23 protein-coding genes and 1 tRNA gene are annotated in these 24,530 nt (G+C 55.2%); 7 read left to right on the top strand and 17 right to left on the bottom strand.

The genetic code is table 11. The annotated features are described in order from the left end of the window. Positions 1 to 39: 39 nt before the first annotated feature. The 7 genes from B3M32_RS03060 to B3M32_RS03030 all read left to right on the top strand — a co-directional run bounded on the left by B3M32_RS03060 (position 40) and on the right by B3M32_RS03030 (position 6,465). Positions 40 to 813 (top strand): type I 3-dehydroquinate dehydratase, encoded by a 774-nt coding sequence (locus B3M32_RS03060; protein WP_290743509.1) that lies wholly within the window; start codon positions 40 to 42, stop codon positions 811 to 813. Positions 814 to 902: 89 nt separating this feature from the next. Further along, the gene (locus B3M32_RS03055; RefSeq protein WP_290743508.1) at positions 903 to 1,367 is read left to right on the top strand and encodes a PTS sugar transporter subunit IIA; all 465 of its coding nucleotides are present in this window, start codon (positions 903 to 905) and stop codon (positions 1,365 to 1,367) included. A 210-nt stretch (positions 1,368 to 1,577) separates the two neighbouring features. Beyond that, a tRNA-Val gene (locus B3M32_RS03050) sits at positions 1,578 to 1,652 on the top strand. Positions 1,653 to 1,737: 85 nt separating this feature from the next. Continuing rightward, positions 1,738 to 3,033, top strand: a complete 1,296-nt coding sequence (locus B3M32_RS03045; RefSeq protein WP_290743507.1) for a TolC family protein — start codon at positions 1,738 to 1,740, stop codon at positions 3,031 to 3,033. 187 nt (positions 3,034 to 3,220) lie between these two features. Then, on the top strand, positions 3,221 to 4,726 hold the full coding sequence (locus B3M32_RS03040) for a carboxypeptidase regulatory-like domain-containing protein (protein WP_290743506.1): 1,506 nt from the start codon (positions 3,221 to 3,223) through the stop codon (positions 4,724 to 4,726). Between the two features lie 275 nt (positions 4,727 to 5,001). Beyond that, positions 5,002 to 5,382, top strand: a complete 381-nt coding sequence (locus B3M32_RS03035; protein WP_072809417.1) for an Hsp20/alpha crystallin family protein — start codon at positions 5,002 to 5,004, stop codon at positions 5,380 to 5,382. Positions 5,383 to 5,574: 192 nt separating this feature from the next. Next, the gene (locus tag B3M32_RS03030) at positions 5,575 to 6,465 is read left to right on the top strand and encodes a DUF58 domain-containing protein (RefSeq protein ID WP_290743505.1); all 891 of its coding nucleotides are present in this window, start codon (positions 5,575 to 5,577) and stop codon (positions 6,463 to 6,465) included. Positions 6,466 to 6,497: 32 nt separating this feature from the next. On the opposite strand, the gene B3M32_RS03025 is transcribed toward B3M32_RS03030, so the two are convergent. From B3M32_RS03025 to B3M32_RS02945, 17 genes are all read right to left on the bottom strand, one after another. Further along, complete coding sequence (locus B3M32_RS03025) at positions 6,498 to 7,145, bottom strand: CatB-related O-acetyltransferase (RefSeq protein ID WP_290743504.1); 648 nt, start codon at positions 7,143 to 7,145, stop codon at positions 6,498 to 6,500. A gap of 14 nt (positions 7,146 to 7,159) precedes the next feature. Next, positions 7,160 to 9,136, bottom strand: a complete 1,977-nt coding sequence (locus B3M32_RS03020; protein ID WP_290743503.1) for a GTP-binding protein — start codon at positions 9,134 to 9,136, stop codon at positions 7,160 to 7,162. Positions 9,137 to 9,141: 5 nt separating this feature from the next. Further along, on the bottom strand, positions 9,142 to 9,489 hold the full coding sequence (locus tag B3M32_RS03015) for a hypothetical protein (protein ID WP_290743501.1): 348 nt from the start codon (positions 9,487 to 9,489) through the stop codon (positions 9,142 to 9,144). A gap of 67 nt (positions 9,490 to 9,556) precedes the next feature. Further along, the gene (locus tag B3M32_RS03010) at positions 9,557 to 10,216 is read right to left on the bottom strand and encodes a fibrobacter succinogenes major paralogous domain-containing protein (protein WP_290743500.1); all 660 of its coding nucleotides are present in this window, start codon (positions 10,214 to 10,216) and stop codon (positions 9,557 to 9,559) included. Positions 10,217 to 10,229: 13 nt separating this feature from the next. Continuing rightward, positions 10,230 to 10,889, bottom strand: coding sequence for a TatD family nuclease-associated radical SAM protein (locus tag B3M32_RS03005; RefSeq protein ID WP_290743499.1), 660 nt, complete (start codon positions 10,887 to 10,889; stop codon positions 10,230 to 10,232). A gap of 9 nt (positions 10,890 to 10,898) precedes the next feature. After that, positions 10,899 to 11,729, bottom strand: coding sequence for a pyridoxamine kinase (locus B3M32_RS03000; RefSeq protein ID WP_290743498.1), 831 nt, complete (start codon positions 11,727 to 11,729; stop codon positions 10,899 to 10,901). A 69-nt stretch (positions 11,730 to 11,798) separates the two neighbouring features. Then, positions 11,799 to 12,995 carry a cytosine permease gene (locus tag B3M32_RS02995; protein ID WP_290743497.1) on the bottom strand — a complete coding sequence of 399 codons (1,197 nt, stop codon included), beginning with the start codon at positions 12,993 to 12,995 and terminating at the stop codon, positions 11,799 to 11,801. Between the two features lie 140 nt (positions 12,996 to 13,135). Continuing rightward, positions 13,136 to 13,357, bottom strand: coding sequence for a hypothetical protein (locus B3M32_RS02990; RefSeq protein WP_290743496.1), 222 nt, complete (start codon positions 13,355 to 13,357; stop codon positions 13,136 to 13,138). A 24-nt stretch (positions 13,358 to 13,381) separates the two neighbouring features. Then, positions 13,382 to 14,770: a DNA methylase gene (locus B3M32_RS02985; RefSeq protein ID WP_290743494.1), complete on the bottom strand. Its 1,389-nt coding sequence runs from the start codon at positions 14,768 to 14,770 to the stop codon at positions 13,382 to 13,384. Between the two features lie 14 nt (positions 14,771 to 14,784). Next, positions 14,785 to 15,870: a hypothetical protein gene (locus B3M32_RS02980; RefSeq protein ID WP_290743493.1), complete on the bottom strand. Its 1,086-nt coding sequence runs from the start codon at positions 15,868 to 15,870 to the stop codon at positions 14,785 to 14,787. 233 nt (positions 15,871 to 16,103) lie between these two features. Then, positions 16,104 to 16,736 carry a hypothetical protein gene (locus B3M32_RS02975; protein ID WP_290743492.1) on the bottom strand — a complete coding sequence of 211 codons (633 nt, stop codon included), beginning with the start codon at positions 16,734 to 16,736 and terminating at the stop codon, positions 16,104 to 16,106. Between the two features lie 125 nt (positions 16,737 to 16,861). Next, positions 16,862 to 17,599 (bottom strand): tetratricopeptide repeat protein, encoded by a 738-nt coding sequence (locus tag B3M32_RS02970; protein WP_290743491.1) that lies wholly within the window; start codon positions 17,597 to 17,599, stop codon positions 16,862 to 16,864. A gap of 94 nt (positions 17,600 to 17,693) precedes the next feature. Beyond that, positions 17,694 to 19,409, bottom strand: coding sequence for an NPCBM/NEW2 domain-containing protein (locus B3M32_RS02965; protein ID WP_290743490.1), 1,716 nt, complete (start codon positions 19,407 to 19,409; stop codon positions 17,694 to 17,696). 28 nt (positions 19,410 to 19,437) lie between these two features. Beyond that, positions 19,438 to 21,177 carry a hypothetical protein gene (locus B3M32_RS02960; RefSeq protein WP_414655168.1) on the bottom strand — a complete coding sequence of 580 codons (1,740 nt, stop codon included), beginning with the start codon at positions 21,175 to 21,177 and terminating at the stop codon, positions 19,438 to 19,440. Beyond that, the gene (locus tag B3M32_RS02955; RefSeq protein WP_290743489.1) at positions 21,174 to 22,823 is read right to left on the bottom strand and encodes an NAD(P)/FAD-dependent oxidoreductase; all 1,650 of its coding nucleotides are present in this window, start codon (positions 22,821 to 22,823) and stop codon (positions 21,174 to 21,176) included. Before B3M32_RS02955 ends, B3M32_RS02960 begins: the two co-directional genes overlap by 4 nt. A gap of 1 nt (position 22,824) precedes the next feature. Continuing rightward, on the bottom strand, positions 22,825 to 23,271 hold the full coding sequence (locus B3M32_RS02950; protein WP_290743487.1) for a GtrA family protein: 447 nt from the start codon (positions 23,269 to 23,271) through the stop codon (positions 22,825 to 22,827). A 12-nt stretch (positions 23,272 to 23,283) separates the two neighbouring features. Continuing rightward, positions 23,284 to 24,486 carry a M18 family aminopeptidase gene (locus tag B3M32_RS02945; protein ID WP_290743486.1) on the bottom strand — a complete coding sequence of 401 codons (1,203 nt, stop codon included), beginning with the start codon at positions 24,484 to 24,486 and terminating at the stop codon, positions 23,284 to 23,286. Between the last annotated feature and the right edge of the window lie 44 nt (positions 24,487 to 24,530).

Here is a 24,530-nt window from a genome sequence, read left to right as displayed (position 1 = left end):
CTTGGACGGGCGGTCATCCTCAGTTGCTATATTTCGGCCATGCCAAAGAGCAACGAGAAATTTCTGGTCGGACTGGTGGACAAGACTGTCCTCGAGGCCATCGAAGCGGATTCCCTGAATCCGGTATTCATGGATTTGCAGGCCTGCAACGCCATCGAGATCCGCTACGACTTCTTCAAGCCTTCCGAATGGCCGGAGCTTTCTTCGCGCGTACGCAAGGTGGCACCACACGCCATGCAGATCGGGACCATCCGCCTCAAGCGGGACGGGGGCCAGTTTCCCGACGCCCAGGCCGTCGCCAGGCCCGCCCTGTGGAAAGAAATCCTCGACGTCGCCGAAATCCCGGAATGGCTTGACCTGGAACGCGATTGCCTCGCCCAGTTCGCGGAACTCAAGAAACTCGCTGCAGCAAGGGGTACCCGCATCCTCGTTTCCGAGCACAACTTTGTTCGTATCCCGAACGATATGGAGCTCAAGACGCTTGTCGACGACTTGCGCCGCGTCAAGGCCGACGGCTTGAAAATCGCCGCCATGAGCAACAGCGCTACAGACTGCGACCGCCTGTACAAGTTTATAAAGAAGTACTCCAAGTACTTCGAACTTTTCGGGGCGTTCGGAATGGGAGAAACGGGCAGGATAAGCAGGCTCTGGTCCCTCAAGGAAGGAGCGAACCTCACCTATGCCGCCATCGACTCCGTCCAGGCTCCCGGACAAATCGATGTCATGACATCCAGAAAGGCCCTGGACAAGTTCGAAATCATCTATTCACAAGCAGATTTGTGTGATTTTTTAACGAAATATCGTCAATTTTAAATATTTTCATATTACAAAAGCCTTTTTGGACTCCCAAAAAGGCTTATTTTTTTCTACAATATTTAGTTGCCAAAAGAAAAGGAATCATTATGCGTCTTTCTGAAAGATTTGTGGATAATTGCATTCTTATCAACTCTGCCAGCGAAACCAAGGAAGCTATCCTGAACGAGCTGGTCGACACCCTTTGCAGCGCCTACAAACTGGAACACAGGGACGAAATTTTTGAAGCCGTATGGAACCGCGAACAGAGCCGTTCCACGGGTATCGGTTGCGGACTCGCCGTGCCACACGCCAAGATTGACTATGTTGACCGCATGTGCATGGTCGCCGCCACTGTCGAGAAAGGCCTGGACTTCCAGTCTTTCGATGGCGAACCGGTCTACCTGCTCATCCTCATCGTGAGCCCGGGCAACACCGTCGGTCCGCACCTCAAGGCCCTTTCTTCTGTCAGCCGCCTCCTAGCCGACGGAAACGTCCGCAAGGACCTCATCGCCGCGAAAACTCCGGCCGAGTTCATCACGACTCTCCGCGCCGCCGAAGACAAGTACTTGTAGGCGGCATAGCCGCAGTTACTAGTTGATAGTTAATAGTTACGAGTTACTAGAATTTCCATTTCCAAGAAGCTTCTTGGAAATGGAAATTCTAGTAACTTAGAGCTGCCACGAAGTGGCCCTAGAAACTCAGAACTTAGAACTCGTAACTGCCGCGCAGCGGCCCCCCCCCTTGACAACCCGCAACACCTTTTATATATTTGCACTCGCATTGGACGGTTAGCTCAGTTGGTTTAGAGCGCTGCTTTCACACGGCAGAGGTCACTGGTTCAAATCCAGTACCGTCCACTCTCGAAGGTCCGGTTCAACCGGACTTTTTTTCTATTTTCGCAAAAACGGGCAACGTAACAGCCCGGACAGGCATCTAAAAGGCATGGACAAGACCAAAACTTTTCTAATCGGCATCCTGGCGGCGGCAGCCCTGCTGCACGCGGAATCCGCATGGACTCTGGAAGCCTGCCTCAAGCAGGCCAAGCAGAAAAGTCTTTCGCTGGAATCGGCCAAACTCCGCGAGCAAAAAGCGGACATCGGCATCAAGCAGGCAAAGTCCGGCAACTATCCGAGCGTGAACGCGAGCATCCAGAACACCCTTTTCGACCATCCGTTCATTGACCAGGAAGACCACTACCGCCTAAACCTGGGCATTTCCGGATCGTACACCATCTGGGATGGCGGCGCCACCAGCCTGAACGTCGAGGCGACCCAGCTTTCGAAAGAAGCGACCCAGCTCGCCACGCGGCAGACGGAACGCACCGTCCAGGAGAACGTGCTGAACGCCTTCATGAACCTGCTCGCCGCCAACGAGAAACTGCACACCGCAGACGCTTCCGTCGAGCTCGCCCAGGCGGAATTCGAGCACTACGGCAAGCTCTACGAGGCCGGATCCATCACCAAGAAAGACCTCACCCAAAGCCAGTCCAACGTATTGCAGAAACAGACGGCGCAACTTTCCGCACAACTGAACGTGAGTACGTCGAAGACGACACTCCGCCAGCTGCTGGAACTGGACGACAGCAGCGATTTCCAGATTTCGGCACCCGAGACGGACATGGAACATCCGGATTCCCTGCCACCGCTGCCGTCACTCGACGAACTGCAGAAAAACGTCAAGGAAGCGCACCCCGGACTCAAGTCCGACAGCGTTTCTGTCCGCGCGGCCAAGAAGAGCACCGAAGTCGCCGGCAAGGGCAGCTCTATCACGGTAACGCTGGGGGCGAATTCCTCCACCGGCCTGCAGGCATGGGAATCTAAAGCCTACAAGAACCAGCTCAAGTACGGATGGCAGAATTCCATATCGCTCGGCATCAACATCCCCATCATCGATGGCGGTTCCACCACGAACAAGGTGCTGCAGGCCCAGGTAAGCGAGGCCGAGACGCAGGTCAGCATGCAAGAAACCGCCAAGGCACTCGAAAACAGCATCGAAAAGCTGTACCTGAACGCCTTGAGCGCGGACATGCAATGGAAAGCCGCCATCTTGCAGGTGCAAGCCGAGCAGGAAGCCCTCCAGGTCGCCGAAGAACAAAGAAACGCCGGTTCGCTCACCTATACCGACTTCCTGACACAGAAAAACAACCTCGAAACGGCCAAGATTACCCTGGTCAACGCGAAGTACACGAGCCTCCTCGCCAGGAAGATCCTAGACCTGTACCAGGGACTGCTGGACTAGCGGATTTATCCACGACAAAACGCCTTTTTTGAGCTAAATTCGCCATTTTTTGCATCTGTCATGGACAATTTATCCATGATGGCATTTTTATTTTACGCCCAATAAAAAGACTTCCATTTTATATTGTATACCTGGTACAGGATTGTTTGGATGAACTTTGGGTTGAAAAAAAAAGGAGCAAACCTATATGAAAGAATCCAATCTTTCGTTGTTCGCATTGGCACTGGTTGCCACCGTGGGAACAACCGCATCCGCATACACGATTAGCGGAAAAGTCACCGACGATCAGGGTACAGCCATCAACGGCGCCGACGTCACCCTCGTCAACGAAAACAAGAACACAAAAACCGATGCAAACGGTGATTTCTCCATTCACGAAGAAGAGTCTATTGACGCCCTGCACGGCCAGACCATTCCTGGATACGTCAACATCAATAACGGAGTGCTCTCGTACAAGCAGAGCAGCTCTTCTCCGGTTTCCGTCAAAATTTTTGACATGGTAGGAAACCAGGTGTATTCTTCCACCCTTTACGGATCCGGCAAGGCCGACTTGCGTCAGAACATCAGGGCCCAGGGCAACTACGTGGCCAAGGTTTCCGTCGGCAGCGCCGTACAGACGGTTCGTTTCACCGCCTCCGGAAAGGCCGGCACCAGTTTCGCCTCCCGTAACGCCCTCGCAAAGGACGTAACCCCGGGTGAAAAGCTTCGTATCGTAGCCGACGGGTATGACACTCTCTCCATCCCCCTCGGCACGCTCGATACGACCGTCAACGTGAAGCTCACGAAGACCGCGCCCCCGGAACCGACATTCAAATTCGGTTACGCTTTGAAGAACGAGCCGACCCCGAGTAAGGGCTGCGGCACGACTTCCAAGCTGCAAAAGACCAAGAGTGTCGAAAATGGCGACCGCTTCGAAATGAGAGTGGGCAGCGACAACCGCGAATACTTCATCACCTTGCCGAAGAACTACGACAACAAGAAACCTTACAAGTTGCTCTTCGCCATGCACTGCATGGGCTCTAACGCCGAAGACTTCGTCCACCACAATCCGGACCAGGACCATCCGTCTCCGTACTACGGCCAGCAGAAGCTGGACAAGAATGGCGACTACATCTTCGTTTCTCCGCGTGGCGATACCGACGGCATGCCGTGGAGCACGAGCAGCGACAAGGACCACAAGTTCATCAACCAGTTGCTTACGACTCTCGAAGAAAACTACTGCATTGACACCAGCCGCGTGTTCATGACGGGCTTCAGCTTCGGCGCCATGGTCACGAACTCCATGGCCCAGGATATGCAGGACCGCCTCCGTGCAGTCGCAGTCTATGCAACCGCCGACTACAACATCTACTTGCCGAAGAACAAGGGCTTGCCTATCGCCTGGATGGCCGTGCACGGCAAGAACGACGGCACCTGCAACTACAGCCGCGCTCGTGACAGCGCACTCAAGCGCATCCTCAAGAACAACGGTAAGGCCGACGCAGATGGCAACTTCACCGATGCCAGCGCTGAAAAGCCGCAGGAAGTCGGCGGCAGCGGACACCTCTGCTATGATTTCACGACGGTTGACGAACGCTTCCCGGTCAAGTTCTGTAGCTGGAACGGTCAGCACCAGTGGACCGCATTCGACAACGGCAACTGGCAGAACACCTGGGTTCCTGAAGAAGTTCACAAGTTCTTCGAACAGTTCTAAAGAATTCCTCCATAACCAACCCAAGAACGGTCCCTGTCCCCACAGGGGCCGTTTCCATTTGTCCCCGCTTTTCAGATTGAAAACGCCGTTGTTTCCCCTGCGAAACAGCGTCCGTTCCTTTTTGAAATACTTTCGGCTTTTTTTATCAAAAAACGGCTTTTTTCGCAAAAAAAACCGTTTTCTTGCCATTTGGCACGGCGTTCGCTTATAGGGGAGTGAACAAGAAACAATGGGCGGCGGCGAAGGCCGAACCCGCAACCAAAAGAGGTAAAATTATGATCAACGCACAGATTCTCCCGACTGCATTCTATGGTATCCAGAACTTCCTTGACAACTTGAACGCCGAAGCCGCCAAGGGCGAATGCACCTACACGCCGAAGGCCGACTACTACGAGACCGAAAACGGTTTTGCACTTGAAGTCGAACTCCCGGGCGTGAAGAAAGAAGACATGAACATCCAGGTCGAAAAGAACATCATCACCGTCAAGGCGACGCGTGTCCGCAGCAAAGACGAAAAGTTCACCTTCGAGCGCAGCTTCCGCCTGGCCGACGACATCGACACCGAGAACATCAAGGTATCGCTTGAAAACGGCATCTTGAAATTCGACTTGTCGAAGAAGGCCCAGGCCGCAGCACGCAAGCTGACCATCGGCTAACCCGCAAGACTTAAGTGTTACTCCAATCATCGTTCTCCTTAGAGGGCTCCCGGTTTACGCCGGGAGTTCTTTTTTTATCGTCATGGCGGCCCACAAGGACAATCGTCATGGCGGCCCATGAGCCGCCATCTAGCATTCTCTTGGATTTTCCATCGCGAATTTTGTATATTCTCGGTGAAAAGAGATACCAAGATGCTTGATAAAGAAGTTCTAAAGACCGTCAGCCGCATCGAACTCAGCGTTCGCGGCACGCTCGATACCGTGATGACCGGCGCCTACCACAGTTCCTTCAAGGGGAACGGTATGGAATTCAGCGAAGTCCGCGAGTACATGCCGGGCGACGACGTGCGTACCATCGACTGGAACGTGACCGCACGAACGGGCACGCCGTATGTGAAGAAGTTTATCGAAGAACGCGAGATGACCATGCTCTTGATGGTCGACGCGTCCAGCAGTTCGGAATTCGGTTCCGGCAAGCAGATGAAGGGAGAGGTCATGGCGACGCTTACCGCGCTGCTCGCCTTCGCCGCCATCAAGAACAACGACAAGGTGGGCCTGCTCATCTACACCGACCAGGTCGAGCTGTTCATACCGCCCGAAAAAGGCCGCAAGCACGTGCTGCGGCTTATCCGCGAAATCCTTTACTTCAAGCCGCAGCACCACGGCACGAACACGCAGGTGGCGCTCGAGTACGCCGGCAAGATTCTGAATCGTCGTGCCGTCGTCGTGGTGATGAGCGACTTCTTGGACGAAGGTTTCGAAAACGCCTTCAAGATTCTCCGCAAGCGCCACGACGTGCTTGCGGTCTCCGTGGTGGACCCGCGAGAAATGGAACTCCCGCCCGCAGGCCTCGTGGAACTTGAAGACCCCGAAACCGGCGAGACGCTCCTGATCGATACAGGCGATGCGGCCTTCCGCGAAGCGTTCGCCCGCGAGGCAAAGCGTCAGGGCAAGGCGACCAAGGAGCTGTTCCAGCGCATGTCCATCGACTTCGTACGCATCGAGACGCACGACGACTTCAAGGAAACGGTCGCTCCGCTTATCGAGCACTTTAGGCGAAGAGCCCGCGCCGCAAGAATGTAACGCGCCAAAGATTGCAAATTAAAAAGGTGGTTTTAAACCACCTTTTCTGTTAATTCTCGAATTTTGTTTTTTACGAATTCCAAATCGCTATTCGTGAGCACGGGAATTAGCGCGTTAATTTCTTCGACGGGCTTGTCCCACCACTTAAACTTCAGCAGCAGCGAAGTCAGTTCCTCGTCAAAGCGGTAGCGGATCAACTTGACCGGGTTCCCGACGACAATCGAATAAGGTTCCACGTCGCTAGCGACAACGCTGTTCGCGCCGATAATCGCGCCGTCACCAATATGCACGCCAGACAAGATTGTCGCATTCTGCCCAATCCACACATCGTTCCCGATAACGGTATCGCCCTTGAACGGCATATCGCTTGCAGCAGGTGGCTTCATGTCCCAGCCTTCAAGCGTATAGAACGGGAAAGTCGAAACGGCATTCATCTGGTGGTTCGCGCCATTCATCACAAATTCCACGCCAGCTGCAATTTGGCAGAACTTCCCGATGATGAGCTTGTCGCCGATAAAGTCGTAATGGTGCGTCACATGGCTTTCGAATTCCGAGTCAGCGATGTAGGTAAAATCCCCGACGATGATGTTCGGATTCTTGATAGTCGGCTTGACGTAGATTTCCTTGTCGTAGCCTGCAATCGGGTGGACTGTATTTGGATTAGGGATTTTTCCGTTCATGGTTTAAATATATATCAAACTGTCGCGTGGCGGTAGCCGAGCAGCTTCATACTATAAAGCGCAGTGCCTTTGCTGATGCTACGCACGCCTGTGGCGTAACCAAAAATTTTGCGGAGCGGGATGTCTGCCTTCAAAAAGTGCGTCTTGCCGTCACCGCCAATTTCCTTCACCTTGCCGTCGCGGGCCTGAATGTCGCCAGTCACGAGCCCTGCAAAATTCACCGGACATTCCAGAGAAAGTTCCATGATGGGCTCGTAGAGTTGTACATCGGCGGGCTTAATCAGCTTGGTCACGGCATCGGCGCACGCCTTCTTGATCATCGGCGGCAGAGCGCCTTCGGTCCATGTGAACTCGCGGACTTCAAAGCACACACCCACAAGCGGGCCCTTACCCAAAATTCCCACTTCGGTTGATTCCAGGAGAGCCGAACGCACGCCTGCCAGAATCTCGCGGGGAGCGGTTTCCAGAAATTCCGCGGACAAGCGGATGTCATGCGCGTCACCTTCGAGCGGCATCGCCGAAAGCTTTATCGAAATCTTGTGCGGCCCGAGCTGGAATGTATTTTCGACCGGGCCCACATTGCGGCAGAGGCGTTCCTGCCAGCGCACTTCCGGACTGCCGGCCTTCACTTCGCAACCGAATTCGCGCTTTAAGCGGGCAAGCAGGACTTCTAGCTGAACCTCGCCCACGGTATGCAAGTACCAGAAACCGCCATCGTCCTTCTGCACGCGGAAACTCGGGTCCATACGGCTAAGCGTCGCGAGGCTCTTTTCGACATGGTGGTAGTCGTCGGAACCAAGGCATTCCACACGCGTCTGGAGAAGAGGATGGTAGTTGTCTCGGATGGAGGTGTCAGGGTGCAGCGGGTCTGGATCCTTCGACTCCGCTACGCTTCGCTCAGGATGACACCGTCCATCTAAATAAATAATCTGTCCAAGTTCTGTCTCGAACGGAGTGCGCATCGCGTAAATATCACCAGCGCGAATCTCGTCTACCGGCAAAAGCAGGTTTGCCTTGAGTCGCGAGAACTCGAAACCCGCGGGCCATTCCTTGCGTTCCATGTCGGTATGGCTGCGGAAAAGGGAAATCTCGCCAACGCCCTTGAAGTGCCGCAAGCGAATCACCTGGCCAAGCTCGTTGATGCCGAACCTGGGAACCTCGGGCAAGAAGAACGAAAGCGCGGTGATGAGGCTGCGCACGCCGAACCCTTCGAGCGCGGAACCCGCATAGCAAAGCGCGTACTCGTCGCTCTTCACGAGCTTCCTTAATCCGCGCAGCAGAATCTTGGGCGCGACCGGTTTTCCGTCCATCGCGTTTTTCAAGATTTCGTCGTCAAAGTTGCTGGCAAATTCGCACGCCTCGGCATAGTGCTTCTTGAGTTCACGGGAACCGTCCCAACCGTCTTCAACATTCCAGTCTTCGTCAACGGTTTCCTCGCCCGATTCGGAATGGACAAGACGGCTCTGGCTCAATACGTCGAGCACCGCCGACATCTTGCCGCCCTCGAACTGCGGGAGCGTCATGAGCACCGGGCGCACGCCGAGCTGTTCCTCGATATTGATGAGCGTATCGTCGAGAACGTAATCTGGATTGTCAAGCTTGTTCACGAACAGGATCGTAGGAACTCCCGCTTCGCGCAACTTGCGGAACGCGGCGACCGTCTGGGTTTCCACGCCACTCGCGGCACTCACCACGAGAACGGCTCCTTCCACGGCCGTGAGCGCCATATCCACCTCGGCACCAAAGTCCACATGCCCCGGCGTATCGATAAAATTGAACCACGTGTCCTTCCATTCAAAATGGGCAACACCACTTTCGATCGTAATGCCGCGTTCCTTTTCTTCGGGCATGTAGTCCATGGTGGCAAGGCCTTCTTCAACCTTGCCCGGCCTACGCACTTCGCCTGCCGCAAACAATATGCGTTCGGAAAGAGTCGTCTTTCCGGCATCAACGTGTGCGAGAATCGCTATGTTGCGAATAGCCTGCGACATCGCGCCTACTTCTTCAATTGAGATTCCAGGGCTTCTACGCGGGCAGCCAGGTCGGCACATAGCTGTTCCAGCTTCGCAAGGCGAGCGTCATGTTCACGGTCCTTTTCGGACTGGCGGTGCAGTTCGTCGTCCTGCAGTTCGTTTACGGAGTCCACGGAATTCAAGCGGAAGTCGTGTTCCGCATCCTTGGCGGCCTGCGCCTTGATCTTGAAATCCTGTTCACGGCCCTTGGAATAAAGGGCGTCTATGCGGACATCGTGTTCGTAGTCCTTTTCCTTCTGCATATCCAGGCGGGCATCGTGTTCCTTGTCCTTGCGCTGGAGTTCACGGATACGTTCTTCATCAAGATTCATAATCACCTCGGGAAAAAGGGACCTTCCGTTTTAATTTAGCAAAAGCCGGCGAACCGGAGAAGCCGCATTACTTGGCGTTCCGCACGCAACGCACCGAGAATCCGAATTTTTTCGCCTTCGAGGTATAGCCGAAAGCCATCGACTTGTTCGTCAGGTACCATACACGGGCATTGCCCGGTTCAATTCCTTCCAGGGAATCGTCTGCACTCCAGAAAAAAGCGAACTTGGCGAGGTTGCCGTAAGTCGCATCGTCAAAGCGGTTGCCCGCAGGCATCGCGGAGAACTTGAGCGAATCGTTCCCGTTCGTCTCGCCCTTCCAGCCGTAATCCGCCTTGATCAGGTAGCCTGCGTTAAAGTCGGCACCGGCAGCGGTCCAAAGGCTCTCGAAATCGGCCTGGGCAGGCAGGCGGAAGCCCGCAGGGCAAGCCTTCTGCGCTGCATCCCATGTATACAGGCGGCCGTAGGCCATGCAGTTGTTGTCATCGTCGTCCAGGCAGTAGCCGCCTTCGGACTTGAAATTCAGATTGTCGCCGAACCATTCCCTGTCCGCAATTTTTACGAGACGGTACTTTTGCCCATCGCGTGAATCCTTGAACTCAAAGCTCTTGGATTTTGCCGGTTTAGTTTTTGCAGCTTTAGATTTTGCGCCGGACTTGGCTTTCGCGGCGAACGCGCCGGAAGAGGCAAGCGCGACCATCAAGGCGAGAACGACAAACCGACGCAACATCTTTCCGACCACCTTAACTTTCAAACGGCCTTACACGGAGCGTGACTCCGAGTTCTTCGCACAGCTTGCGACAGATTTCGATTTTTTCTTCGGGCATCACCTTCTCGACAACCGTCATGACCACGTTCTTCACGTGGGCCTTCGCGAGCACGGCGAATTCCTTGAGGGCGTCATAAGACTTGATGCCGAACTTGGAACGCGTGAGCGCCAGGAATTCCTCGGCATCCGGGGCGTTCAGCGAAATCGAGACGGTGTCGAAGCGCCCCTCGAGTTCGGGCGTGATGTCCTTGCCGTGAATCAAGTTCGCAAGGCCGTTCGTGTTGAGGCGCACCTTCAAGTTCGGATACTTCGCCTTGAGTTTGTCAATCACCTTGCAAACATCGTAAAGGCGTTCGAGCGGTTCACCGTATCCGCAGAAAATCAGTTCGTTGATAACGTTAAGGTCGTACGCATCGAAAATTTCCATCACGCGTTCAACGCTCGGTTCACCTTCCTTGAGCCAGAGCGTATTGCCTTCCATCATCTTCTTCGTTTGACGCAGGCAGAACACGCAGCTGCACGGGCAACGGTTCGTCATGTTCACGTAGATGTTCTTGCCGGTAATGTCGCCACTGTTGGCGATATCCAAATAGCCCGCCTGCCCGACGGTCCCAGTTACAGTATAAACTATCATTAGGCCCCCTTAGTCTTCGATGAGGTCGCGAAGGTACATTTCGACGCTCAGGCCCCAGTGATCGGGAACGTTGTTGTCTTCGCAGTAGCGGATGCACTTGGATGCGAATTCGGCGGCCTTCTTTACCGACTCGTAGAAGTCGTGGCCGTTCAGGTACATGCCGGCGATTACCGCGCTTATCACGTCGCCCGTTCCGCTGCGGTCGCCGCCGATACGGTCGGCCATCACGATTTTAGCCTCTTCGCCCTTGCTGTACACGTAGTTCATAATCTGCTTGCTGCTGTAATGGATTCCCGTAACCACAATGTGCTTGGGCCCCTGTTCGGCAAGCGTCTTGCACATGTTCTCGATTTCGGAGAGGGTGAGGTTCCCGTCGCGGTAGTCGCAACCTGTGAGCGAGCAGAGTTCGGTGAGGTTCGGCGTCAAGAGGTCAGCGTAATGCACGAGCGCGCGCATCTTTTCGCAAAGTTCCGGCGTATAGGTGGTATAAAGCCGGCCGTAGTCGCCCATCACCGGGTCGACCAGCGTGAACACGCCATTTTTCTTGAAAGTCCTGATGAAGTCGATGACGATATCCACCTGTTCCTCGGAGCCGAGGAACCCCGTCGCGATGGCGTCGAAGCTCATATCCAGATCCTTGTACGTCTGGATGTAGTCGCGCATCTTGGAGGTATAATCGTCAAAGAAATACTTGGGGAACTGCGTATGCGTAGAAAGTATTGCCGTAGGTACCGCGACCGCCTGGATTTTCATGGCCGAAATGACGGGCGCCATGACGGCGACCGAGCAGCGGCCGAATCCGGTAATGTCGTTGATAAGCGCAATCTTCTTCTGTGGCATAGCGAGTTATAATTTAGAAATTTAAATGATGTAGCCTTTAGCCCCGGCCTACGAGCCGGGGGATAGAATCTACCGCTTCACAAGTACGCGGGCGTAAGCAAGAGCAGCCGAAACGATAACGGCAAGGAGCGTGGGCCCGAAGAAAACGGATTCCTGGTGCGCGGCGACCTGGTAGACAATGAAACCTGCAAGCCATGCGAAAAGGTTCCAGAGCCAGAATCCGAGAGATCCGCCGCGTGTATCCGCATCACCCTTCCCGAAGTAGAACGAGACGAGCAGTACGGCAGCCATGGGCGCGAACACCGAGGCAATCAAGTACAGGAAACTGATGTAGTGTTCCATAATTCCCGAAATGGCAAGCGCCGCACTCAAAAGGGCTACGACGACGCCAGCAACCTTCGGGTTGATTTTGCCGTAAATCGCCTTCGAGGATTCGCCTGCAGAATTTGCCGCAAGGAAATTCGTCGTGACCGTAGAGAGCACCACGATGATAATGCCCGGAATCCCGAGGCCTGCAAGGAGGATGGCCTGCGCGATGTTGTTGCCGGCGCCGATGCCAGCAATCTCGATACCGAGAATGTACATCCAGAGGCTCGCGAACGTGTAGGCCGCCGCAGAAACCGCAGTCGCCTTCACCGGATATTCAACGTCCTTCGTGTAGTCCGAAATCACAGGGAGCCAGGAGATAGGCATCGCAATCGAAATCTCGAAGATGTTCCAGAAGCCGAGCAATGCGGCAGAAGTTGCAGCCCCTGCAGTAAGCGCGCCAGATGCACCGACACCGAACAACTTAACCGTCAGCACAGCGAGCAGAATGGCAAGCGCCGCCATCACGACCGTCGTCACGTTCGCAGAACGCTTGAGGCCCACGAAAACCCAGATGGCAATAAGCACCGCAAGGATAACGCAAGTGAGCGGGAAAGAAATGGGCAAGTTGAGGCCCGCCAAGGCAGACGCGCCCTGCGCATTCAGCACCGCCACCCAGGCGAGCAACTGGAAAACGTTCAAGGCGGCAAAGAACTTGGAGCCGTACTTGCCAAACGAAGAAGCCGTAGTCTCCATCGCGTTCAGGCGCACGCGGGCACCGATAAGGCCCACGAAAAAGAGCAGGATGCCGCCCAGCACATGCCCGAGGATTAGCGGGAGCCAAAGAGAACCTGGCGCCGACGCAGCGCCGATTTCGATACCCGCCTCGATTTCGGAAACCGAGATGGCGACACCGAACCAGATAATTCCATTCGAAAACAGACCTGTACGTTTTTCCATGATACACCTCCGCAAGGCTCAAAAGACGGCGCAAAAATAGAAATGCGGCCCCCGCATTACAAGGTCCGCAACAATACTACTTTCTTATACTAAGTTATAGATTTAGGCTATAACAAGAAACATTTCCACTATTCATAAAATCATGCTCCAAAGTCCTGGTCGTCCAGCGTAAATTCATTTTCCACCGCATCCTGCTTGCGTTCCGCCGTAGCGTCCAGCGCCTCGGAATGCCCGCGGAGAGCCGCGAACGGGTGGAAAATCTTCGCACGGTCCGTCACGCTCATGCGCGGGTGCTTCATGAGGAAGTTCCAGTCGTTCCGCGGGTACGGCAAATCGATTATGTCTTTATAGTCGTCAATCATCCATTATCCATTATCAATTATCAATTAGGCTCTGTGCCCGCCGATTTGGCCATTGCGTTCCACGGTCGTAGCGCCTTCCTGCAAGTCCATGCCCTTCACGATGGCGTTCTTGCCGAACCGCTTCTTTATCATGAGTTCCGCCTTCAGGCGCTTTTTCTCGCGTTCCTGCTTCTTCACGTCGGTGAACAGGTCAAAACCTTCGTTGCCTTCGTCTACCACGTCGATTGCCACCAGGTTCAAACGGCGCACCGTCAGTTCCGGGTTCACGATGCGGTCAAAGAGCTTCATCACCACATCGGCAAATGCAGACTGCGAACTGGAATAATGCCCGAGGGTAGCCGTACCGTGGGCAGGCTTCGGAATCGTGCGCCCGTAAAAATCCACAACGGTTTCGCCATGGTAAATGCCCTTGTCCACGTTCTCGCGGTCGTAACCCACCGTAAGCACCATGCCCTTCGCGACCAAATTATGCTCGACCAGCGACATCGAGACAGTATCGACCATCTCGCGTACCACGAGCCGCGCCTTCTCGAAACTGTACGGATCCTGCAACACCTGGCCCTCGCCGGTACTGCGGCTTCGCGGTTTCGCCTTCTTGATGTCGGCAATCGTGCAGGGCTCGTAACCCCAGGCATGGTCAATCAGGATTTCCGCATTCACGCCGAACATCTTGTACAGCGCATCGGGATTCTTGACGCTTGCGCGCGCAAGGTCTCCCATCGTGCGGATTCCTCGACCAGCATTCAGGTAGCACTTTTCCAGGCGCGCCGCAATCCCGCGCCCCACCTGCCAAAAGCTCGTTATCGGCTGGTGCGACCACAGTTGCCTGCGGTAGCTCATCTCGTCAAGTTCCGCGATGCGCACGCCATCTGCATCAGCATCCACGTGCTTCGCCATGATATCCATCGCAATCTTGCAAAGGTACAGGTTCGTGCCGATGCCGCCCGTGGCCGTAATCCCTGTTGTCGTGAAAACGTCCTGGATAATCGTCTTCACCAGTTCCTTTGCCGTTTTTTTGTACAACTTAAGGTAACGTGTCAAATCCAAGAAGCATTCGTCGATGGAATAGGCGTGAATATCTTCGGCGCTCACGTATTTGAGGTAAACATTGTAGACCTTCGTGGAATACTCCACGTATTTGGCCATCTGCGGTTTCGCGATAATGAACTCGATGGTCTCACCCGTCCTCTGTTTCACCTCGCGCACCTTCTGGTTCACCTCGAAAAGGCGGGCACGCCCCGGAATTCCGTAGGCCTTGAGCGCAGGCGTCACCGCAAGGCAAATCGTCTTCTCGGTGCGGCTCTCGTCGGCCACCACGAGCTTAGCCTTGAGCGGGTCAATACCCCGGAGGATACATTCCACCGAAGCGAAGAACGACTTGAGATCTATGGCAGCGTAGGTGCGAGAGGACACAAACGAAAATATAACTATTCCCTATGTTCGTGCAGGTACAGGTTCGCCTCGGGCACGGCAAGGTCCGAGCCCTTTATTTTCCACACGTCATCGGTGCCGGTGCGGTATTTTACCACGACGCGGTAACGGTTATCGCTCTGCAATATTTCGGGCGGGACCGTCCAGAAGTTCTCGGTGCCCACGACCATCTCGAGCTCATGGGACTCGTCACCCTCGCCAAGAATCGTGATGGTCTTGACCATGTCCTTCGGGTTACGCACCTGGATAATACTCCAGAAAGTACTCGCGCCTTCTTTGACCCAGATCGACGTGGAATCGCCCCACACGCCGTCTACGCCCTCGCAGCTCACGAATTCCCATTCGCCCGAATAACGGCCCACACGATTGCCCATGATGTCGGCCGCAGGCGCACCGCCCAGGTCCACACCACAGTTGGCGTCGGGGCAGCGGTCGGTAATGCGAACCGTCACCTCTTTCCAGCCTTCGGGCGTCCTTGCCCTCACATGCACGCAGCCGCCGCAGGCCGCGCCGCCATCCCACGGGCCTTTGTCATCACCCGGAGAAACATTCACGTGAATCGCCGCGTAATACTGGATGTTAGTTTGTCCATAGTTGCAGGCGCCACCCAAGCTAGTCTCTTTAGCGGTGATGCTCCCGTAGGTAGTCACGGAACCCTTGCCGCCCTTCTCGGTGAGTTCCGGGTCGGCTGCCGTATAGCTATCGCAGTCGGTGCACTTGCCATCATCGCCGTCGTCGGAGGATGCCGGAACGGATTCACTACTGCTGGAGGCGGGCACCGTTTCGCTGCTGGAAGAGCTTACGATGTTTTCGGACGAGCCGGGGGTTGCCGAAGAAGCCGGCGTCTCCGAACTCGACGACTCGACCTCGGCGGAACTCGAACTCAATTTTTCTTCGGCTGAACTCGATACCGGCGCGACACTCGAAGACGAACGTTCAGGCGACTGCGCGGAACTCGACAGAGCCTGCTCCGAAGAACTTTCCGTAACTGAGGCATCCGTACCGGAACTGGAATCGCCACCGCAGGCGACGAGAGCAGCAGTCAAAAGCGCACATAAAAAAACAAGTACATGAAGTCTCATGTAATACAATATAAAAAAGATCCCCGACCAGGTCGGGGATGACATACTGAGGTCGATTTCGCGCGACGCTCGGCTTACCAATCATTGCGCTCTTCGAGCGCAAGACCTTGCGGGCATCAAATGTGAGCCCACCAGTGGACTCCCGCTTGATACCCTTACCAGTCGTTGCGCTTCGCGCAAGACTTAGCGGCTCAGCCATAGAAAAATGCAAGCATTTTTCTGCGGCGCTCGCCTTACCAGTCTTTGGCCGGCCTAGCCTGCCCGCGGATAGGTTTCCAGGGCTTGCGTTCGCCGTTCTGCTCGTCGAAATCCTTCAGGAGCTGCGCGGCTTCCTCAGGAGTCATCTCGCCCATTTGCGCGGGCTGTTCCTGGGGATCCTCGCCCTGGCTGTCGCTGGAATTTTCCTGCGGTTGTTCGGGTTGCGGCTCGGGCTGCTGCCCGCCATTGCTGTCGGAACTTTCACTGCCCTGGCTGCTGCTGGACTGGCCACCGCCATTCTGATTCTGGTTTTGGTCATCGCCCTGGCTCGAAGAACTCTCGGACCCGCTGGAATTGCCATCGCCGTTCTGGTCCTGGTTCTGCTGGTCCTTATTCTGGTCCTGATTCTGATCTTGGTTCTGATCCTGATTCTGGTCCTGGTTGTTATCCTGGTTCTTGTCGTTCTTCTTGTTCTCGTTCTTCTGCTCGTCCTTGGCTTCCTTGATGCGGTCAAGGAGCATTTGCAACTTCTGGTCGTTCGGATAGTATTGCAGGCCCTCGTTGCAGGTGATTTCGGCAGAAGGCAGGCGGTTTTCGATGTACTGGAAGGCCGCATCGCTGTAGTAGGCGCTCGCCGACTTCGGGGCGGCAAAGGCCGCTGCGGACAACAGCAAAACTATAGACGAAAGACGAAAGACGAAAGACGAAAGAGATTGCTTCGGCGTCGCCTCGCAATGACAACCAGTGTTATCTCTAGTAACTAGTAACTCAGAACTATTAACTCTCAAACGCATCAGATCACCTCCAGGTCGTTGTCGGTGTTGCTCGCGTCAATCTTCGCCTTGGGCTTGCGGCCCGCCTTGATTTCGATGACATCGTCGATGCGCTGCACGTGGCCGCTCAGCTGGCCCGCAGTCTCGTCCTCGGCAATCAGGTTCTCGAGCATTTCCTTCGCCTCGGCGTACTTGCCGTCTTTGCAGAGCTGGAGTGCGCGCGCCAGGACTTCCTTCGCCTTGTCGGAAAGCGGCGGCTGTTTCTGGTCGTTGTTCTGGTCCTGATTCTGGTCCTTGTTCTCTTTCTGCTTGTCGAGTTCTTCCTTCAGCTTGCGCTGGACAATTTCCACGTTCTTCTTCGCGTTCTCGAAATTGTTATCGAGGTCAATCGCCTTCTTGAGGTAAGCAACGGATTCGCGCCAGGCGGCAATGCGTTCGCTGCCCTCGGCGGCCTTCTCACCCATGCGGAAATGCGTGTTCGCGAGGTTGTACGCCGCCTTCGCAGCCATCTTCTTGTCCGGCATGCGCACGGCACTCTCGAGTTCCTTCTTGGCCTCTTCGTAGTTGCCAAGCCTGTACTGGCACGTACCGATGTTGTAGAACAGGAGCGGGTTCGCGGGTTCGGTCTCGCGGGCCTTCATGTACTTTTCCAAGGCTCCGGCATAGTCGCCGTTCTTGAACAGCTTGTTGCCGTCGTTTATGGGCCGCGCAAAAAGCGCCACCGACAGCAAGCATACAAGTAAAACAAACAATCGCATTTTAATCACTAACCTCTGAACAGGATTTCGGGCACTCCTTTCAATCCTTACATGGCAAGAATATACAAAAAACGAAACGGAAAAACTAATGCCCCTAACGCACCCTTACATAGGCATTCAGCCAGTCCGTATGGTCGCTATTGTTGTCGCCATCCGGGTCGGTAATGAGTTCCAGTTTTCTCGCCCCGTTTACAGGAATCGCCACAAAGGTCGGCCTGTCACGGCCTTGCAGGACTCGGCTTGTCCACACATTTACGCCGTCCAGGTGGATCATGAAGACGGCACTGCCGTGGTCATAGACCTCGTCGTCAATACCCGCACCGATAAACAGCGAATCGGCATTTTCGGGAAGTTCATATGTCATGTGCGAAGGCGCATGCGTGCCGAGACCGTTCTTGTACAGGCGATCACCCGATGTCAAGAAACGTCCTTCCACGGATTCGTTCACCATGGGTTTCTTGTAACTCTGATCCGCGCGCAATACCGGCAAGTCCGTCACCAGCACGTTCTTTTCGTTCGCAGGGACAACTACCGGGCGCAACTGGAACATGAGTACCGAGCATTCCACCAGCAAGATTACCGACAAGACGACATACGGGACAAACGATGGCAAGGACAACCTGGATACAACGCCGACTGTTTTTTTCGGCAACCCGGGGAACGCGACAACCAACAGGATCGCAACCAGCACGACGGCGCCCAGCGCCGAGGTTATCATCCAGACATCGTACCCCTTGTAGGTATTGATGATATTCACGTTCAGCGACGCCACCAGGGAAACAAAAACGCATGCGACACCGCCACGTTTCATATCCCAGATGCTCCAGCATAGCGCTGCCGGAATCGCATACATCAGGTAACGTTCATGCATGCCGGGCAACACGACAAAAAACGCGACCGCGTTCAAGGTGCATAGGGCATATGCCGTACGGATATTCTTGCATAGCAGGCTCTTGACCAGAACAAAAATCGAGACGGCGACAAACAGTACGCGGCCAAGGACACTCGGTTTCAGCAGGAATCCCAGGCCGGCCTCCTTGATTCCCCAGATGGGGACGTTGTCCGGAGCCACGTTCCCGGCAAGCAGCATCCACAAGTTCGCCGCATTGAACGTGGCATAGGGATACTGGCTAGAAGTCTGCACATACGCCCTGCCAAGCATCTCGACAAGATTGCCGCCGATAAAGAACGGAAGCAGGACAATCACGACGGACAGGGCGGCAAAGGGAAGCCCTTTCCACGAAACGCGCCAGTGACGGAGGAACAGCCCGCCAAACACGGGCAAGAACATAATCATCTGGAACTTGGTCAACACCGACAGGACAAAGAACATGGACGCCCACTTGATGAGCCCCTGGCGAGAGATGCAGTAAATCGAAAGCATCGCCAAGACTACCGGGACCAAGTCCACCTGGCCCCATATAGGGCCGTTCAAGAGTATCGCCGGATTCAGCGCCACAAAGCCAATCATCAAATGCTGTTTCCAGCGCGGGGCCCCGAACTTCCCGACGATACGGCAAAGCCAATCCACAAGGAACAGGTGCGCAAAGTAGACCGGCCAAAGGCAGATGAACTTCAAGAAGAACGTCTTGCCGACGGCAATGCCGAATATGGAATGGATTTGTGCGACAACCCAAAGCCAGAACACGTACAGCGGCGGGTAATTGCCCTTGAAGTTGCCGAAGCCGCCATCTATCAGCTGCTGCACCCACCCCACCCAAAAGCTCTGGTCACCATCGTAAGATTCACCGAAAGTGCAAAAGAAATTGACCAGGATGCAGGCGAACGCCCAGAAAAGGAACAGCTTCAAATTTTTTTCGTACCGGAATATCAACATTTTAGAGGCTCAACATTAGAATAGACGAACACACCACGAAAACGGCCGTCACCGAAAATCCGATCGCCTTGAGCCCCTTCGTGGATCCGTCACCGGCAATACCTTCGGCCACCCAAGGCAGGCAGCTCAACAGCACGGGGACGATATAGCGAAAATCGTTGCTGCAGGAGAACGGATAGTTGAGGCGGAGCGCAATCATGGCAGAGAAGAAGAACAGCGCCTGTGCCGCAAGGATTACCTTCAGCTTTGTCCAACGGGACTTCCAGAAGCCACGGATGCCGAAGGCAAGCAAGACAAGGAAGCATGCGCTGACGATAGAGGCCAGCCAGCGCCCCGCAAGCGTTTCCAGGAGCTTGAATTCGCCGAACAGGGATGTCTTGGCTAGGTAATTCCAGAAGAACTGGCGGCCCAGCTCATCGTGCCACGGGTCGATATACGGATTCACGAGGAACGCACGGATATCGAAGAAGAGGAAATTGCCCGGATGGTTCTGGATCAGGACAGTGTTGTCGTTACCGCCGGCATTGGCGACAACGTCTCCGCCGAGAACGCGAATCACGACAATCGCGCCCACCACGACAAGCACAGCCACGGAAGCCCATTCCATGCGGCCAAGGCCACGCAACACTCTCGGGAGCGTATGGACAAGCACGGTAACGCCGACTATGCCGAACGTCACGACGGCGGTAGACTTTGTCCAGTAGGCAACGGCAGCCGACAAAACGGCCGTCAAGAAATACTTGCCCGCGCTCGTCTTGATGTAGCGGAGACAGCCCCACAGCGCCACGGCGTGCATCGCATAGAACAGGATGTCGTTACCGAGCCGCGGCGAAGCCAGTATAAAGCTTGGCCACACGCTCCACAGCAACGCGGCAATGTAGCGCGGCTGCCCCCAGAGGACATTGCCGATACATGCCAGGCCAAAGGCCAGCGCCAACAGCGAAATGAAGAAATCGAACCACTTGACCGCGTTCTGGGGCGAACAGCCGAACCAGTCGAAAAGATTCCAGATACCGGCGCTGGCGACGTAGTACACGGGCGGGTGGTAACAAGTCCAGCATTCGTTCGATGCGGGGATATGGTGGTCTTTCGCTATAATCTGGATGTAGTGGACATGGCCGCCCGTATCGTGCCCGCGTTCGTCGTAGAACGTAGCCTGCGTGTAGCCCACGCGCAACAGGAGACCGACAAAGAACACCAGCAACAAACGATAGTCAATTTTGAAACGGGATCCGACAGAGAAAATCAGGCCGCCGAGCAACAGGAAAAACAGCACGGAAACGGCACTCAGCAAGAAGCCGCTTCCCTTCACCACTGCCGTGATGCCACCCAGGCCGCCATTGTTGCGCAGGGACATGTCGATACGCATCCTCGAAAGGTCCGAACCGACATATTTCTGGATTTCCTTCTTGCCCAAAATGAACCCGGTATTCCAGCTACAAAAACCCGGATACCTCCTGAACGGGAGTTCGACCCCGTTCACTTTTAAATCCGTAACGCAATCGTCGGGATGGATATCCAAGAAGAAATCCCCGGCGCCGCCCGTGAACACGTCCATCGTCACCGAGAAGTTCTCGCCTTCCCCCATGGGAACGCTGAGCGGCATGTCCGCCCTTGATTCCATCCCCTGTCGCGTCAACAGGACATTGTCTATCTTGGGCGTCATCACGTAAGAAAGGATTGCCGTCAGGAGCATCCCGACGAGCAAAGGCACTTCCCGTTTCAGAATGCTGCGCATCACTTTTTGCCTTCGTGGTATTCTTCTTCGCTGTTCACGTTCCAGAGAGCAGTCTTGTCGGTAGAATTCTCGCGGATGCACTTCACGACTTCCATGGCGGCGAGCATGCTGTGGTCCATGTTGTTGTACCTGTGCATGCCGTTACGGCCCATGAGGAAGAGGTTCTCCACCGGGTCCACGTATTCGCGGATCTTGTCGAACTCGCCGTAGGTACCGAAGTAGGCGGGGTACGCCTTCTTGATGTGGAACACCACGGAGTCGCGCACGTCTTCGGGCCTTGCCACGTCAATCTTGTCGAGTTCGTCGATGGCGAACTGGATAAAGTCCTTGTCGGGCATGCGCCACATCTCGTCGCCCTCGGTCGCAAAGTATTCGAGGCCTATCCACACCTTCTCGGGGTCGGCTACCAGGTAGGGGCTCCAGTTGTTGAATATCTGGATGCGGCCGAGCTTCACGTCGGATTCCTGTACGTAAATCCAGTTGTCGGCAACGAACTTGAGCTTGCTTTCGGGCGTTCCCGGCTTTGCCGGATTCTTGATGAGCAGTTTGTCGAGCAAGAGCCCCACGGTAATGAAGTCGCGGTACACGAGGCCATCGGCGATACGCTTGACTTCGGCGGGCACGGGATTCTTCTCGCCGTCCATCGCGGCAACGAGTTCCTTGACCGGCATGGTGCTGAGGAAGTAATCGCACGGAATAGTTTCGTGCATAAAGACGCCCGTATTGTCCATGCTCTCGACGACGACGCTCTCGACGCGCTTGCCGCTCGCGTCGCGGTTCACGCCCACGACCTTCGTGTACATGTTTATTTCGCCGCCCATTTCCTTCACTTTCTCGGCGACCGTTTCCCAGAGCTGGCCGGGGCCGAATTTCGGGTACAGGAACTGGCCGATGAGGCTCGTCTCGGTATCTTTCTGGCGGATGTCCGCACCGCTTGCGGCACCGGCCTCGGCCTTCTTCTTGCCTGCAAAAATCTGCTTGAGCGCATGGATTACCGTCTTGGTGATGGAAAGGCCCTTGATGCGCTGGCCACCCCAGTCGGGGCTAATCTTGCTGCACGGCACGCCCCACACCTTCTCGGTGTAGTCGCGGAAGAACGTGCGGTAGAGTTCCACGCCAAAGCGGTTGATCATGAAATCTTCGAGGCTCTTCTCCTTGCGGGCGGGCAACAGCTGCACCTTGAGGTAGCTCATGCCAATCTTGAACATGCGCCAGAGACCGAGATTGCGGATGGTGTCGCCATTCAGGCTCACCGGATAATCAAAAAGCTTGCGCAAGAAGAGGATGCGCGAGAGGCGGCTGCGACAGAGCATCACGTAGTCCGTCTTCTCCGGGTCGGGGCCGCCTTCCGTCAGCGGAACGCTGCGGCCAATGGCGATGTCGTCCTTGCTGGCGGCACCCTGGAGCGGGAGAATTCCCTGCCACCAGTCCATCACGGTATCGCTCTTGCTAAAGAAGCGGTGGCCGCCGATGTCCATGCGGTTGCCCTTGTAGCGCGCGGTGCGGGAAATACCGCCGACAACGTCCTCGGCTTCGTAAATAACCGGCTTCACGTCGGTAGTGCGCAACAGTTCCAGCGCCGCCGTCAATCCTGCAGGGCCTGCGCCCGCGATTACGGCAACCTTCTTGAATTCTTTTTCTGCAGCCATCTTATTTTTCTCTCTTCTTAAAAAGGATCAGCTTCCGCGCCCCAAAATTCCACATCAGCACGAGCACCGCGGCGACCATCTTCGACAGCATCTCGTTGAGACCAAGGCCATCGACCATCAGGTACATGAGCACCTGGTTTATGCCGACGCCCGCGATGCCCACCAGGGCAAAGAGCGTGAACTCGGCAAGTTTCCGTTTCTCGAGGATGCGCTTGCAGGCGGTAAACACCCACAGGATGCTCATCAGGTAATTGAGGACGAGGCCTGCTACCAGGCCCACGAGGTTCGCCAGCAGGTAGTGCCAACCGAAACCGTAAAGGCACAGCGCGAACAGCCCGAAATCGGCCACGAAGGCAACACCCCCCGTCACCATGTAACGGAGGAACTGCCCCATCAGCGACTTGCGGGGAAACCGGCTGCGCAGTTTCTTTACGATGCCAGCAAACATTCTTCGATAAATTTAACAAAAGAATGCGGAAACGAGGCGGATCATGCTTTCGTGGTCCTTAATCGCCATCATTTCGCGTATGCTGTGCATGCTCAGGATGGGTTCGCCAATGTCGACGGTAGGAATCCCGAGCATCGCCGAGACGGTCGGGCCCACGGTAGAGCCGCACGGCATGTCGTTTCGCGTCACGAACGTCTGGTACGGAACATCCACCTGCTTGCAGAGCATCTTGAACCGGGCATTCGAAAGAACGTCGCTCGCGTAGCGCTTTTGTGAATTTGTCTTCAATACGATTCCTTCACCCAAGACAGGGGCGTGATTCTGGTCGTGTTTCTGCACGAAGTTCGGATGGCAGGCATGCGCCATGTCGATAGAAAGCGCAAGGCTGGACGAAAGGCTAGAAGCCAGAGACGGTATGCCGCATTCCTGCGCGATTTCTTCCAGGACGCTCCTGAGGAAGTTCCCGGCGGCCCCTTCGCGGGTCTCGGAGCCCACCTCCTCGTTGTTGAAAAAGGCGGCGACCAGGATGTCGTTCTCGGGCACGGGAGCGTTCACCATCGCCGTCGCGACCGCATGGCAACTCGAAAGGTTGTCGAGACGCCCGGAATAAATCCATTCGCAGTCAAGGCCTCCCAGCTGCGCCGGCTGCGCATCGAAAAGCTGCACGTCAAAATCGAGCAACTTCGCCCCTTCGGGCAATTCCTTCTGCAGGGAGTCTGCAAACCTCGCGCCCTCGCTCGAGGTCCACAATGCGTTCAGGTCCGTCTGCGGATTCACCTTCAAACCGTCCTGGTTCACGCCGCGATTCAGGTGGACCGCCAGTTGAGGAATCCGGACAAACTTGTCCGAACGGAACAGTTTAGTCCCGATTTTTTCGTTAACCTCGTAAGCCAGGATTCCGGCGTATCCCAGGTCGCGATCGAGCCAGCTCGTATATATCGGGCTGCCGTAGATTTCGGGATGGAGCGTCTGAACGCCCGCCGATCGGCCATCCGGGTTCGGCGAAATCTTGAGCGCCGGGAAATCGGTATGGGCAAGCGAAATCCTGAACTTGGGGTCCGTACATGGATTTTTCGGCATGCGAACCGCAACGAGAGCCCCGCCGCGTTCCCAAACCTTCAAATTTTCAATCTTGGACTGCGCCAAGAGGGATTTCACCCCCTCGACAGTGTGGTAAGGAGTCACCGACGCATTCAAAAATTCCAGGAATTCCATAAAATCCTCTCTTTTCCCTGCAAAATAAAAAAGATAGAATCAAT

It is taken from the genome of Fibrobacter sp. UBA4309 (assembly GCF_002395745.1).
Lineage (GTDB): Bacteria > Fibrobacterota > Fibrobacteria > Fibrobacterales > Fibrobacteraceae > Fibrobacter.
Note: the sequence above shows the minus strand (reverse complement) of the source record. Positions and strands in the feature narration are given on the sequence as shown.

Coding starts and splice junctions, on each gene's coding strand:
- B3M32_RS03025 (WP_290743504.1), bottom strand. CDS start 7,145: ATGAACGGAAAAATCCCTAATCCAAATACAGTCCACCCGATTGCAGGC.
- B3M32_RS03015 (WP_290743501.1), bottom strand. CDS start 9,489: ATGAATCTTGATGAAGAACGTATCCGTGAACTCCAGCGCAAGGACAAG.
- B3M32_RS03045 (WP_290743507.1), top strand. CDS start 1,738: ATGGACAAGACCAAAACTTTTCTAATCGGCATCCTGGCGGCGGCAGCC.
- B3M32_RS02945 (WP_290743486.1), bottom strand. CDS start 24,486: ATGGAATTCCTGGAATTTTTGAATGCGTCGGTGACTCCTTACCACACT.
- B3M32_RS02950 (WP_290743487.1), bottom strand. CDS start 23,271: ATGTTTGCTGGCATCGTAAAGAAACTGCGCAGCCGGTTTCCCCGCAAG.
- B3M32_RS03060 (WP_290743509.1), top strand. CDS start 40: ATGCCAAAGAGCAACGAGAAATTTCTGGTCGGACTGGTGGACAAGACT.
- B3M32_RS02980 (WP_290743493.1), bottom strand. CDS start 15,870: ATGAGACTTCATGTACTTGTTTTTTTATGTGCGCTTTTGACTGCTGCT.
- B3M32_RS03010 (WP_290743500.1), bottom strand. CDS start 10,216: ATGTTGCGTCGGTTTGTCGTTCTCGCCTTGATGGTCGCGCTTGCCTCT.
- B3M32_RS03000 (WP_290743498.1), bottom strand. CDS start 11,729: ATGCCACAGAAGAAGATTGCGCTTATCAACGACATTACCGGATTCGGC.
- B3M32_RS03005 (WP_290743499.1), bottom strand. CDS start 10,889: ATGATAGTTTATACTGTAACTGGGACCGTCGGGCAGGCGGGCTATTTG.
- B3M32_RS03040 (WP_290743506.1), top strand. CDS start 3,221: ATGAAAGAATCCAATCTTTCGTTGTTCGCATTGGCACTGGTTGCCACC.
- B3M32_RS03030 (WP_290743505.1), top strand. CDS start 5,575: ATGCTTGATAAAGAAGTTCTAAAGACCGTCAGCCGCATCGAACTCAGC.
- B3M32_RS03020 (WP_290743503.1), bottom strand. CDS start 9,136: ATGTCGCAGGCTATTCGCAACATAGCGATTCTCGCACACGTTGATGCC.
- B3M32_RS02955 (WP_290743489.1), bottom strand. CDS start 22,823: ATGGCTGCAGAAAAAGAATTCAAGAAGGTTGCCGTAATCGCGGGCGCA.
- B3M32_RS02990 (WP_290743496.1), bottom strand. CDS start 13,357: ATGATTGACGACTATAAAGACATAATCGATTTGCCGTACCCGCGGAAC.
- B3M32_RS03055 (WP_290743508.1), top strand. CDS start 903: ATGCGTCTTTCTGAAAGATTTGTGGATAATTGCATTCTTATCAACTCT.
- B3M32_RS02970 (WP_290743491.1), bottom strand. CDS start 17,599: ATGCGATTGTTTGTTTTACTTGTATGCTTGCTGTCGGTGGCGCTTTTT.
- B3M32_RS03035 (WP_072809417.1), top strand. CDS start 5,002: ATGATCAACGCACAGATTCTCCCGACTGCATTCTATGGTATCCAGAAC.
- B3M32_RS02995 (WP_290743497.1), bottom strand. CDS start 12,995: ATGGAAAAACGTACAGGTCTGTTTTCGAATGGAATTATCTGGTTCGGT.